At 61.9% G+C, this 12343-nt stretch carries 11 protein-coding genes; 3 read left to right on the forward strand and 8 right to left on the reverse strand.

Annotated elements, in window-relative coordinates; genetic code table 11:
* Positions 1-17: 17 nt before the first annotated feature.
* The 8 genes from cmk to gyrA all read right to left on the reverse strand — a co-directional run bounded on the left by cmk (position 18) and on the right by gyrA (position 10097).
* A complete protein-coding gene (gene cmk, locus KO538_RS18300; protein ID WP_046682679.1) occupies positions 18-686 on the reverse strand; it encodes a (d)CMP kinase in 669 nt (222 codons plus the stop codon).
* Between the two features lie 83 nt (positions 687-769).
* The gene (gene aroA / locus KO538_RS18305; RefSeq protein ID WP_219329239.1) at positions 770-2125 is read right to left on the reverse strand and encodes a 3-phosphoshikimate 1-carboxyvinyltransferase; all 1356 of its coding nucleotides are present in this window, start codon (positions 2123-2125) and stop codon (positions 770-772) included.
* Positions 2126-2143: 18 nt separating this feature from the next.
* A complete protein-coding gene (locus tag KO538_RS18310) occupies positions 2144-3052 on the reverse strand; it encodes a prephenate dehydrogenase/arogenate dehydrogenase family protein (RefSeq protein ID WP_219329240.1) in 909 nt (302 codons plus the stop codon).
* A 4-nt stretch (positions 3053-3056) separates the two neighbouring features.
* The gene (gene hisC, locus KO538_RS18315) at positions 3057-4163 is read right to left on the reverse strand and encodes a histidinol-phosphate transaminase (RefSeq protein ID WP_034751805.1); all 1107 of its coding nucleotides are present in this window, start codon (positions 4161-4163) and stop codon (positions 3057-3059) included.
* Positions 4164-4312: 149 nt separating this feature from the next.
* Positions 4313-5383: a prephenate dehydratase gene (gene pheA, locus KO538_RS18320; protein WP_034751850.1), complete on the reverse strand. Its 1071-nt coding sequence runs from the start codon at positions 5381-5383 to the stop codon at positions 4313-4315.
* 179 nt (positions 5384-5562) lie between these two features.
* Positions 5563-6654, reverse strand: coding sequence for a 3-phosphoserine/phosphohydroxythreonine transaminase (gene serC, locus KO538_RS18325; protein WP_219329241.1), 1092 nt, complete (start codon positions 6652-6654; stop codon positions 5563-5565).
* A 28-nt stretch (positions 6655-6682) separates the two neighbouring features.
* The gene (locus tag KO538_RS18330) at positions 6683-7267 is read right to left on the reverse strand and encodes a DUF2059 domain-containing protein (protein WP_034751808.1); all 585 of its coding nucleotides are present in this window, start codon (positions 7265-7267) and stop codon (positions 6683-6685) included.
* Positions 7268-7418: 151 nt separating this feature from the next.
* The gene (gene gyrA, locus KO538_RS18335; protein WP_034751809.1) at positions 7419-10097 is read right to left on the reverse strand and encodes a DNA gyrase subunit A; all 2679 of its coding nucleotides are present in this window, start codon (positions 10095-10097) and stop codon (positions 7419-7421) included.
* Between the two features lie 138 nt (positions 10098-10235).
* Here gyrA and KO538_RS18340 point away from each other — a divergent pair, with 138 nt between their 5' ends.
* From KO538_RS18340 to ubiG, 3 genes are all read left to right on the forward strand, one after another.
* A complete protein-coding gene (locus tag KO538_RS18340) occupies positions 10236-10589 on the forward strand; it encodes a hypothetical protein (protein ID WP_219329242.1) in 354 nt (117 codons plus the stop codon).
* A 164-nt stretch (positions 10590-10753) separates the two neighbouring features.
* The gene (gene ompA, locus KO538_RS18345; protein ID WP_034751810.1) at positions 10754-11464 is read left to right on the forward strand and encodes an outer membrane protein OmpA; all 711 of its coding nucleotides are present in this window, start codon (positions 10754-10756) and stop codon (positions 11462-11464) included.
* 127 nt (positions 11465-11591) lie between these two features.
* Positions 11592-12287 carry a bifunctional 2-polyprenyl-6-hydroxyphenol methylase/3-demethylubiquinol 3-O-methyltransferase UbiG gene (ubiG, locus tag KO538_RS18350; protein WP_034751812.1) on the forward strand — a complete coding sequence of 232 codons (696 nt, stop codon included), beginning with the start codon at positions 11592-11594 and terminating at the stop codon, positions 12285-12287.
* The last annotated feature ends 56 nt before the right edge of the window (positions 12288-12343 follow it).

Genomic DNA, 12343 nt, shown 5'->3' on the forward strand with positions numbered 1-12343 from the left:
CATAGCACAACAACACGCTATTTTGCTGCGGCGGCATACCATTTCAACACGGTTTCAACGGCAACATCTGCCGTCATTTCCGACGTATCGAGGACATGCGCCCCTTCCGCAGGGACCAGCGGCGCAATCGCACGGTGAGTATCACGTTCGTCCCGCGCCTGCAAATCCATCAGAAGGTCTTCCATATTAGCAGAAAAACCCTTGTCTATCAATTGCTTGTAGCGCCGTTGCGCGCGCGCCTCGACGCTGGCCGTCAGGAACACCTTCAATTGGGCGTGCGGGAAGATCACCGTGCCCATGTCGCGCCCGTCGGCCACCAGGCCCGGCGTCTTGCGAAAGCCCAGCTGCAAGCTGACCAGGGCCTGGCGCACCGTTGGCAACACGGCAATCTTCGACGCCGTATTGCCCACTTCTTCGGCACGGATCTGCTCGGTAACGTTTTCCTGCGCCAGCAGGATCTCGCCATTGGCAAAGTGGCAAGGCAAGTGTTCGGCCAGCTTGGCCAGCGCGTGCTCGTCGCGCAAGTCCGTGCCGCGGCGCAGCGCGCTCAAGGCCGTCAGGCGGTACAGCGCGCCCGAGTCCAGGTAATGAAAGCCCAGCTTGTCGGCCACGCGGTGCGCCACCGTGCCCTTGCCGGAAGCGGTGGGGCCGTCGATGGCGATGACTGGGATGTGGGAGGTCGGCATTATTTTGTCACTTTAAAAAAACTAAACCCAAAAACAAGAGCTGGGGTCAGACCCGACGGGTCTGACCCCAAATTTGCCTTCGGTTAAATAAGACTGTCTTTGGCAATCCCCGCAAACGCGGCGAAATACTCGGGGAAGGTCTTGGCCACGCATTTCGGGTCGTTGATGCGCATCTCGTTGCCGCGGCGCGCGGCGCCATCGAGCGAGGCCAGCGAAAAGCACATGGCCATGCGGTGGTCGTCATAGGTGTCGATGGTGGCGGCCTGGATCTCGGCCGGTGGCGTCACGCGCAGGTAGTCGGCGCCCTCTTCCACTTCGGCACCGAGTTTGCGCAATTCCGTAGCCATGGCGGCCAGGCGGTCCGTTTCCTTCACCCGCCAGCTGGCGATATTGCGCAAGGTCGAGGTGCCGTCCGCGTACAGGGCGGCCACGGCGATCGTCATGGCCGCGTCGGGAATGTGGTTGAAATCCATGTCGACGGCTTTCAGCACGCCGTTTGAGCGCGCTTCGATCCAATTCTCGCCCATGGTGATGGTCGCGCCCATCTGCTGCAAAGCTTCGACGAAGCGCACGTCGCCCTGGATGCTGTCGCGCCCAACGCCTTCCACGCGCACGGGACCGCCGCCGATGGCGCCGGCCGCCAGGAAATACGAGGCCGACGAGGCGTCGCCTTCCACGTGGATCGTGCCCGGGCTCTGGTATTGCTGGCCCGGCTGCACGGTGAACGACTGCCAGCCGTCATGCTCGACCGTCACGCCGAAACGGCGCATCAGGTTCAGGGTGATCTCGATGTACGGCTTCGAAATCAGCTCGCCCGTCACGTCGATGGTGACAGCATGGTCGCGCGCCATCAGCGGCGCCACCATCAGCAAGGCCGTCAAGAATTGGCTCGACACGTTGCCGCGCACGGCGATGCGCTGCGCGTGGATGTGGCCGCGGCGGATGCGCAGCGGCGGGAAGCCCTGCTCGCCCGTGTATTCGATCTGCGTGCCGACGGCGTTCAGCGCGTCGACCAGGTCGCCGATCGGACGCTCGTGCATGCGCGACACGCCGTGCAGGGTGTAGTCGCCGCCGATGACGGCCAGGGCCGCCGTCAGCGGACGGATGGCCGTGCCGGCGTTGCCCATGAACAGGTCCGCCTCGTGGTGCGGGAACACGCCGCCGCAGCCTTCCACGTGGTGCACCTGGTGGGCGGTGGCCGGGTCGCCCGTCAATTCATCCTGCGTCCATTTCACGCCCAGCGACGTCAAGGCCGTCAGCATGACGAAGGTGTCGTCGGAGGCGAGCAGGTCGATGATCTTCGTCGTGCCCTTGGCCAGCGCGGCCAGCAGCAGCACGCGGTTGGAAATGCTTTTCGAGCCGGGCAGGCGCACCGTGCCTTCGGCGTGCATCACCGGTTTCAGATCGATATGGTGGGGGTAGTGCTTGGTCTGGGTCATGCTGGAATCCTTGAGTATTTATCGTGTGGGCGCGGCCGGTACTTCCGCCGTTTCAATCGCCTCGATCCATTGCTGCCGCGCGTGCTGGGCGTTCGCATACACGCCCTCGATGGCGGCGCCGTCGTTCGCGGCCAGGTGGGCGCGCAAGGTCGTCAACTGCGCCAGGTAGGCGTCCAGTTCGTGCAGCAGCGCCGGCTGGTTGGCCAGGCTGATGTCGCGCCACATTTCCGGCGATGAACCGGCGATGCGCGTAAAGTCGCGAAAGCCGCTGGCCGCGTATTGGAACAGCAGGCCCGCGTGCGGTTTGTTGGCGATGTCGTCGACCAGCGCAAAGGCCAGCAGATGCGGCAGATGGCTGACGGCGGCAAACACCTTGTCATGTTCTTCGGGGCTCAAGGTGTGCAGGATGGCGCCGCAGGCGCGCCACGCGGCCGCCACCCGTTCCACGTCGTCCGCGGCGTTTTCCGCCAGCGGCGTGAGCACCACTTTCTTGCCTTGATACAGGTCGATGATGGCGGCATCGGGACCATTCGTCTCGCGCCCCGCGATCGGGTGGCCGGGCACGAATTGCCCCACCTTGCCACCGAGCGCCGCGCGCGCGGCCGCCACCACGTCGCTCTTCGTGCTGCCCGCATCGGTCACGATGGTGCCCGGCTGCAGATGCGGCGCGATGGACGTCAAAATAGCGCCCGTCTGCGCCACGGGCGCGGCCAGCAGCACCAGGTCGGCGCCATGCAAGGCTTGCGCCATGTCGCCGCCGATTTCATCGATGATGCCCAGCTCGAGCGCGCGCGCCATCGACGCTGGCGAGCGGCCCATGCCGACCACGGTTTGAACCGCGCCCGCGTGTTTCAAGGCGCGCGCGAACGAGCCCCCGATCAGGCCTACGCCGAAGATGACAATTTTTTTCAGTGCAGGCGTCGTCATATCGTCAGGCCAGCGCTTTCGTCAGCGCGGCGATGAAGATGGCGTTTTCCTGCGGCAGGCCGATGGAAATGCGCAGCCATTGCGGCAAGCCGTAGCTGCCGACGGGACGCACGATCACGCCCTGCTTGAGCAGCGCCAGGTTCACGCGCGCGCCCGCTTCATCGTCGTCGCCCACTTTCACCAGCACGAAATTGCCGTGCGATGGCACGTATTCCAGGCCCAATTGCGCAAACGCTTCCGTGAACTGCTGGTAGCCGGCCGCGTTGTTGCGCGCGCTTTGCTCGAGGAAGGCCTTGTCGTTCAGGGCGGCAATCGCGGCCGCCTGCGCCAGCGAGTTGACGTTGAACGGCTGGCGGATGCGGTTCATCAGGTCCGTCAGCACGGGCTGGGCGATGGCAAAGCCGATGCGCAGGCCGGCCAGGCCGTAGGCCTTCGACAGGGTACGCGATACCACCAGGTTCGGATACTGGCGCACCCACGCCGTCGACTCGTACTGGTCGTCGGCGGACAGGAATTCGTTGTAGGCTTCATCCAGCACGACGACGACATGTGCCGGCACTTTTTGCAGGAACGCTTCCAGCTGCGCGGCCGTCAGGAAGGTGCCGGTCGGGTTGTTCGGGTTGGCGATGAAGACCAGACGCGTGTCGTCGGCAATGGCCGCCGCCATGGCGTCCAGGTCATGGCCGTAGGCTTGCGCCGGCACGACGATATGACGCGCGCCCAGGCCTTGCGTGGCCAGCGCGTACACGGCGAACGAGTACTGCGAGTAGACGACGGATTGGCCATGCTGCACGAACGCGTGCGCGGCGATTTCCAGGATGTCGTTGCTGCCATTGCCCAGGGTGATCCAGTCGGCCGGCACGTCGTAGCGCTTGGATAGCACGGCTTTCAAGTCGAAGCCGTTGGCGTCCGGATAGCGGCCCAGGTCATCAATGGCGGCGATCATCGCCTGCTTCGCCGATTCCGGCATGCCGTACGGGTTTTCATTCGATGCCAGCTTGACGATGGCTGCCTCGTCGAGGCCGAATTCGCGCGCGACTTCCGCGATCGGCTTGCCGCTCTGGTAAGGGGCGATGGCGCGGACGTATTCTGGACCGATATTTTTAGACATGGTGTTCTTTAAAAGTTGGTGAATGAATGGCAGTCAATGGAGATGGTTTGTTGGGTTACGCTGCGCTAACCCAAGCTACAGCTTACCGTATGTCGGGTAGGTCGGATTAGCGGAGCGTAATCCGACACCACCACAGGCATCAATCGAAGTCACAGACTGACCGGATACGACCCCAGCACCTTGAAAAACGCCGCATTGCTCTGCAGCTCGGCCAGCGCCTGTGCCACGGCGGCGTCATGCACGTGGCCCTCCACGTCGACATAGAAATAATACTCCCAGCTGCCCATGCGCGCCGGGCGCGACTCGAAGCGCGTCATCGACACGCCGTGCTTGGCCAATGGCGCCAGCAACTGGTACACGGCGCCCGCCTTGTTCGGCACGGCCAATACCAGCGAGGTCTGGTCCTTGCCCGACGGCGCCGTCTGCAAGGTGCCGACGACGGCAAAGCGCGTGCGGTTGTGCGGGTCGTCCTGGATATGGCCCTTGACCACGCCCAGCTTGTACTGCGCACCGGCCAGTTCGCTGGCAATCGCGGCCACCGTGCCATCTTCGCCGGCCATGCGGGCCGCTTCCGCGTTCGAAGCGACGGCGTGGCGCGCCACGTGCGGATAATTCTGGTTCAGCCACACCTGGCACTGCGCCAGCGCCTGAGAATGGGCGCAGATGGACGTGACGCCCTCCATGTTGCCGCTCTTCGTCATCAGGCTGTGGTGCACGGCAATGGCCACCTCGCCGCTGATGATGAGGCTAGTCTGCAGCATCATGTCCAGCGTGCGGTTGACGGCGCCTTCCGAGGAATTTTCGATCGGCACGACGCCGAAGTCCGCCGTGCCCGCTTCGGCGGAACGGAATACTTCATCGATGGACGCGCACGGCAAGCCTTCGACGGCGCTGCCGAACTGCTGATACACGGCTTGTTCGCTGAAGGTGCCGGCCGGGCCCAGATACGCCACGGTGACCCTCTTTTCCAGCGAGCGGCACGACGACATGATTTCACGGAAGATGGTCTGCACCTCGCGGTCGCCCATGGGGCCGGGATTGCGCTCGGCCACGCCGCGCAGCACCTGCGCTTCGCGCTCGGGACGGAACACGGGCGCCTGCGTCTCGGCCTTCACGTGGCCCACCTGCTGGGCGATTTGCGCGCGGCGGTTCAGCAGCTCGAGGATTTGCGCGTCGATCGCATCGATCTGTTCGCGCAGCGGTTTCAATTTATCGGTCATGGTGGTTTGTTTCGTCAGCTGTACTTCAATCATGGCCGCACGGCCTGCGCCGGCGGCGGGCCGGCGCGCTTGCTCATGAGAATGCCGGACAAAATGATCAGGGCTAGGCGCGTTGCCGCTGGCAGTACGAATGTACGACAAGGCAATGCAACAACGCCCTGGACTTTTTGGCAGGCATTCTAGCGTCCGGCAAACTCGTTCAAATAATTGACTAAGGCTTGCACGCCTTCGATCGGCATCGCGTTATAGATCGATGCACGCATGCCGCCGACGGACTTGTGGCCCTTCAGTTGCAGCAGGCCGCGCTGCTTGGCGCCGGCCAGGAATGCGTCGTTCAGACTTTCATCGCGCAGATAGAACGGGATGGTCATGCGCGAGCGGTATGCGGGCTCGACCCAGTTCTGGTAGAAGTCGTCCGCATCGAGCGCTGCGTACAGCAGAGCCGCTTTCTCAATATTACGCTGTTCCATGGCCGCAACGCCACCCTGGCGTTTGAGCCACTGGAAAACCAGGCCGGCGATATAGATGCCGTAGGTGGGCGGCGTGTTGTACATCGACTCATGTTCGGCCACGATGGTCCAGTCGAAAGCCGACGGGCAGATCGGCAGCGCCTTGCCCAGCAAGTCTTCGCGCACGATGACCAGGGTCAGGCCGGCCGGGCCGATATTTTTCTGCGCGCCGCCGAAGATGACGCCATATTGCGACACGTCGATCACGCGCGACAGGATGTGCGAGGACATGTCGGCCACGATGGTGGTCCCTGCCGGCACGTTCGGCGCCTGCTGGAATTCCACGCCGTCGATGGTTTCATTGGTGCAGATGTGCAGGTAGGCGGCGCCTGGCGTCAGCTTCCATTCGGAGACGGGCGGCACGCCCGTGAAATGGGCGGCCTTGGACGACGCGGCCACGTTGACGTTGGCGTACTTGGCCGCTTCCTCGATCGACTTGCCCGACCACGAACCCGTATGCACGAAGTCGACGGTGGCCGGCTGCTGCGCGGCCAGGCCCGCCAGGTTCATCGGGATGATGGCGTTTTCGCCCAAGCCACCGCCCTGCAGGAACAGGATCTTGTAGTTGTCGGGCACGGCCAGCAGTTCGCGCAGGTCGGCCACGGCCTGCTTGTAGATGGAGATGAATTCGGGACCACGGTGGCTCATTTCCATCACCGACATGCCACTGCCATGCCAGTCCTGCATCTCGGCGGCCGCTTGCGCCAGCACTTCCTTGGGCAAGACGGCGGGGCCGGCTGAAAAATTGTAGATATGGGTCACGATACGATCCTTGGCAAAAATGAAAATCTTATTGGGGCGACTGCGTGGCCGCCCGCATGACCTGGTCAAGCACGGCATTCACGCGGGGGATCAGCACGCGCTGGCTGATGGCCATCGATTCGGCGGACAGTTGCGGCATGGTCGCCAGCATCTTGCGGCCCAGCGGCGTCTTGTAGAAGGCCGTCAGCTGCTCGACTTCCTGCACCGTGTAAAAGCGCGCGTACAGGGGCACCATTTCGTCGCCCAGCTCGTCGATCAGGGTAGGGTCGGCCAGTACCTGCGTCAGGGTGGCGATAGCCAGGGGGATTTCTTCCTCGGCGCTGGCCAGCGCGCGCGCCTTGCGCTGCTCGTCCAGTTTCGGGTTGCTGTTGATTTGCTGCTGCGCCGACTGGCGGATCATGGCGGGCACCGATTGCAGCATCTGGTCGAAGATGCTGCGCGTCAGTTGCGGGAACTGCATCGCGTCGAGCATGCGCCGCACGGCCACTTTCATGGCGGGGCTGGGCGCCGCTTGGCGCACGGGCGTGGCTTGCGTGCTCTGGGCCAGGGCGGGCAGGGTCGCGAGGAAGGCCAGCGAAAACGCGGCGAAGAAGGTGGCGACGATTTTTCTCATGGCATGCGGGGTCTTGAATGACTGGTAAAAGGGTGGCGGCCGGAAGACCTGTCGGCTTACGCCCGACGGGCTAAGCCGACCTACGCAATTCTGCTGGCGGCATAAGCACGCGCCAATAGCAATTGGGGCTCCCGAAAGAGCCCCAATCATCTTACTCCGGCTGGGCCGGATCGACAGGATCGGCCGGTTCAGCCGCTGCCGGCGCAGGCGCGGTATCCGCCTCCGTCGTCAGCTCGACTTCGTCGATATCCGTTTCCACCACGCGCTGCAGGCCGGACAGCTTGGTGCCGTCTTCCACGGCGATCAGGGTCACGCCCTGCGTCGCGCGGCCCATCTCGCGGATTTCCGACACGCGGGTGCGGATCAATACGCCACCGGTGGTGATCAGCATGATTTCATCGCTGGTATCGACCAGGGTCGCGGCAACCACTTTACCGTTGCGCTCACTGGTCTGGATGGCGATCATGCCTTTCGTGCCACGGCCATGGCGCGTGTACTCGGTGATCGGCGTACGCTTGCCGTAACCGTTTTCCGTGGCCGTCAGCACCGACTGCTGCTCGTTCTCGGCCACCAGCAGGGCGATCACGTGCTGGCCTTCTTCCAGGTTCATGCCGCGCACGCCGCGCGCCGTACGGCCCATCGGACGCACGTCGTTTTCGTCGAAGCGCACTGCCTTGCCCGAATCGGAGAACAGCATCACGTCGTGCTGGCCATCGGTCAGCGCCGCGCCGATCAGGAAGTCGCCGTCGTCCAGGTCGACCGCGATGATGCCGGCCTTGCGTGGATTGCTGAAGTCCTTCAGCGGCGTCTTCTTGACGGTGCCCAGGCTGGTCGACATGAACACATAATGGTCTTCCGGGAACGTGCGGTTCTCGCCCGACAGCGGCAGGATCACGGTGATCTTTTCGTTGTCCTGCAGCGGGAACATGTTGACGATCGGCTTGCCGCGCGAATTGCGCGAGCCTTGCGGCACTTCCCACACCTTCAGCCAGTACATGCGGCCACGATCCGAGAAGCACAGGATGTAGTCGTGCGTATTGGCGATGAACAGCTGGTCGATCCAGTCTTCCTCTTTCGTCGCCATCGCCTGCTTGCCGCGGCCACCGCGCTTCTGCGCGCGGTATTCGGTGATCGGCTGGGCCTTCATGTAACCGGTGTGCGACAGGGTCACGACCATGTCCTGCGGCGTGATCAGGTCTTCCGTTTCCAGGTCGGTCGCATTCAGCTCGATCTGCGAGCGGCGCACGTCCTTGTTGCCTGCGCCGTATTCGTTCTTCGCGGCCGTCATTTCATCGGTGATGATGACGGTGACGCGTTCCGGCTTGGCCAGGATGTCGAGCAAGTCGGCGATATGTTCCATCACGTCCTTGTACTCGTTGACGATCTTGTCCTGTTCCAGGCCGGTCAGGCGCTGCAGGCGCATCTGCAAAATTTCCTGCGCCTGGTCGTCCGACAGCTTGTACAGGCCATCCGTCTGCATGCCGTAGTGCTTCGGCAGGTTTTCCGGACGGTAGGCATCCACGCCGCCCGGCGTCGTGCCGTCGCCCGTGCGGGCCAGCATTTCGCGCACGACGGACGAATCCCAGGCCTTGGCCATCAGCTCGACCTTGGCGATCGGCGGCGTCGGCGCGGCCTTGATGATGGCGATGAAGTCATCGATGTTGGCCAGCGCGACCGCCAGGCCTTCGAGCACGTGGCCGCGTTCGCGCGCCTTGCGCAGTTCGAACACGGTACGGCGCGTGACCACTTCGCGGCGGTGCGACAGGAAGCATTGCAGCATCTGCTTGAGGTTCAGCAGCTTGGGCTGGCCATCGACCAGAGCCACCATGTTCATGCCGAAGGTGTCTTGCAACTGGGTCTGCTTGTACAGGTTGTTCAGCACCACTTCCGGCACTTCGCCCCGTTTCAGCTCGATCACCACGCGCATGCCCGACTTGTCGGATTCGTCGCGGATGTCGGAAATGCCGTCGAGCTTCTTGTCGCGCACGTTTTCAGCGATACGTTCCAGCAAGGATTTCTTGTTGACCTGGAATGGCAGCTCGTCGACGATGATGGCGATACGGCCGCCATCCTTGCCGTATTCTTCGAAGTGGGTCTTGGCGCGCATGACGACGCGTCCGCGGCCCGTGCGGTAGCCGTCGCGCACGCCGGACACGCCATAGATGATGCCCGCCGTCGGGAAGTCCGGCGCCGGGATCAGCTCGATCAATTCATCGATCGTGCACTCGGGATTGCGCAGCACGTGCAGCGCACCGTCGATGACTTCGGTGATGTTATGTGGCGGAATGTTCGTCGCCATGCCGACCGCGATACCGGACGAGCCATTGATCAGCAGGTTCGGGATACGCGTCGGCAAGACCGTCGGTTCCTTTTCCTTGCCATCGTAGTTGGGCTGGAAGTCGACGGTGTCCTTGTCGATATCGGCCAGCAGCTCGCTGGCGATCTTGTCCAGGCGGCACTCGGTGTAACGCATTGCCGCGGCGCCGTCGCCGTCGACGGAACCGAAGTTGCCCTGGCCATCGACGAGCATGTAGCGCAGCGAAAAATCTTGCGCCATGCGCACCAGCGTGTCGTAGATCGAGGCATCGCCGTGGGGATGGTATTTACCCATGGTTTCGCCGACCACGCGGGCGCACTTGACGTAAGGGCGGTTCCACACGTTATTCATTTCATGCATCGCGAACAAGACGCGGCGGTGCACTGGTTTCAAGCCATCGCGCGCATCGGGCAAGGCGCGACCGACGATCACGCTCATCGCGTAATCGAGGTAGCTCTTGCGCATCTCTTCTTCGAGGGAAATAGGAATTGTTTCTTTTGCGAATTGATCCATTGGCGGTTCGACTGATCTCAGGCTGTGGTTAACTTATCTGTTACGCAATGTATGACGCAATACTGCATATCCTGGGTGGCTGTCGTCGTGGACGCCGCGCCGCGCGCTGCTGGCGTGGCCCGGTTTCCATGTCGCAGAGTGCCTGAACAAATCGGCGGGCTGGCGGCGCGGCCAGTACGCGTACCGCAAGGGTACGTGCTGGCCATGCAGTGCCGCCGTGGGCATTTGCTCGACACTCTTAACAGTCAAGCGCACGATTTTAGCATGCGCGCCCAGCTACCTGTACAAATTGGCCATACCGGCAAGATTGGCAGTTTGCATCGGAGCCGTGCATGTTGCCCTGTCGATAATGCACAATGGCAATGTCAGTTCAAGCCACCTGCCCTTAAAAGAGGCAAAAAAAGCGATCAATTGTTACAGATGCGTTACAAATGGGCATTTTCGTTGCGCAAAAACAACGCACGGTCTAAAATCGGGCAAGCTTTGATTTAACCACGGTCGTGTGCCCCTGATGCGTGTGGCAAAATGACTGGGAAGTTAATTGCTAGTTTCGCAATCTGAAACGAGCGCATATGGTCTACATGATAAAATCTTGGCACGTAGCACCAGTAGCGCAGTGTTGTTCTGCGGATATCACCCCCCGAAAGGAAAAAAGAATGAATAAATTTGTAACGCTGTTTTTCGCTGCATCCGCAGTGATTGCTGGCTCGGCTTCGGCCCAAACCCCAACCTCCCCACCATTCGCGCCAGTTACCACTGACATCAAAGCACCAAGCCCAAAAAGCGCTTATGTGCAAGATGCTCGCGGCGTAATCGTGCGTGACCCATTCGGCCTGTGCTGGCGTACCGGCTACTGGACACCTGCTGACGCAGTGCCAGGTTGCGACGTACCACTGTGCGTAGAGCCAGAAACCCTGCAAGACGGCAAATGCGTGGCTCCTCCAGCACCAGTCGTACCTGCTCCAGCACCAGCACCAGTCGTGCCAGTGCCAGTCGTAGTTGCTCCTACCTCGGAAAAAGTCAGCTTCGCTGCTGATGCATTCTTCGATTTCGACAAAGCTACGCTGAAGCCAGAAGGCAAGTCCAAGCTGGACGAGCTGGCCGCACAACTGGGTGGCATCAACCTGGAAGTCATCATCGCTGTGGGTCACACCGACTCCGTCGGCACCGATGCTTACAACCAAAAACTGTCGGTACGTCGTGCTGATGCTGTCAAAGCCTACCTGGTCAACAAAGGCGTTGAAAGCAACCGCGTGTACACCGAAGGCAAAGGCGAAAAACAACCTGTTGCTGATAACAAAACTGCCGAAGGCCGTGCGAAAAACCGTCGCGTGGAAATCGAAGTTGTTGGTACCCGCAACAAGTAATTGCTGAACCCCTGGACTTGCCGCAAGTCATCGCGCAAGTCAAGAACAGCATGAAAAACCCCGCTACGGCGGGGTTTTTTTTCGTCCGTGGCTGTCCAATTGTAAAATTGCCGCTATTATTCGACCTATGAACGCCGACCCTCTCGAAATCCAAAAATTCAGTGAGCTGGCCCACCGCTGGTGGGACCCCACTTCCGAGTTTCGTCCCCTGCACGAAATTAACCCCCTGCGCCTGGAATGGATCAACGCGAAAGTGCCGCTGGCCGGCAAGCGCGTGATCGACATCGGCTGCGGCGGCGGCATCCTGGCCGAATCGATGGCCCGCAAGGGTGCCGACGTGACGGGCATCGACCTGTCCGACAAGGCCTTGAAAGTTGCCGACCTGCACAGCCTGGAATCGGGCGCCAAGGTACGCTACAAGCTGATCGCCGCCGAAGCCATGGCCGAGGAAGAGCCGGGCCAGTACGACGTCGTGACGTGCATGGAAATGCTCGAGCACGTGCCAGACCCCGCCGCCATCGTCAAGGCTTGCGCCGCGCTGGTCAAACCGGGCGGCCACGTGTTCCTGTCGACCCTGAACCGCAACCCGAAAGCGTATCTGTTCGCCATCCTGGGCGCCGAATACCTGCTGCGTTTGTTGCCGAAAGGCACGCACGACTATGACAAATTCATCACCCCGGCCGAGCTGTCGCAATACCTGCGCAGCGCCGGCCTGGACGTCAACAGCATGCGCGGCATGGGCTACAATCCGCTGACCAAGATTTACTCACTTAATAGCGATACCAGCGTCAATTACCTGGTGGCCTGCACCCGGCCGCTGTAACCATCACGCACAATACAAGGCGGCTGCGGCCGCCATTTTTCATTCCCACTTGACAC

Origin of the sequence: Janthinobacterium sp. NKUCC08_JDC (assembly GCF_019345575.1) — a bacterium.
GTDB classification, from domain to species: Bacteria; Pseudomonadota; Gammaproteobacteria; order Burkholderiales; family Burkholderiaceae_D; genus Janthinobacterium; species Janthinobacterium aestuarii.

Bases quoted from the DNA above. Each gene is read 5' to 3' on its own strand.
- cmk (WP_046682679.1), bottom strand. From the start codon at position 686: ATGCCGACCTCCCACATCCCAGTCATCGCCATCGACGGCCCCACCGCT.
- aroA (WP_219329239.1), bottom strand. From the start codon at position 2,125: ATGACCCAGACCAAGCACTACCCCCACCATATCGATCTGAAACCGGTG.
- KO538_RS18310 (WP_219329240.1), bottom strand. From the start codon at position 3,052: ATGACGACGCCTGCACTGAAAAAAATTGTCATCTTCGGCGTAGGCCTG.
- hisC (WP_034751805.1), bottom strand. From the start codon at position 4,163: ATGTCTAAAAATATCGGTCCAGAATACGTCCGCGCCATCGCCCCTTAC.
- pheA (WP_034751850.1), bottom strand. From the start codon at position 5,383: ATGACCGATAAATTGAAACCGCTGCGCGAACAGATCGATGCGATCGAC.
- KO538_RS18330 (WP_034751808.1), bottom strand. From the start codon at position 7,267: ATGAGAAAAATCGTCGCCACCTTCTTCGCCGCGTTTTCGCTGGCCTTC.
- gyrA (WP_034751809.1), bottom strand. From the start codon at position 10,097: ATGGATCAATTCGCAAAAGAAACAATTCCTATTTCCCTCGAAGAAGAG.
- ompA (WP_034751810.1), top strand. From the start codon at position 10,754: ATGAATAAATTTGTAACGCTGTTTTTCGCTGCATCCGCAGTGATTGCT.
- ubiG (WP_034751812.1), top strand. From the start codon at position 11,592: ATGAACGCCGACCCTCTCGAAATCCAAAAATTCAGTGAGCTGGCCCAC.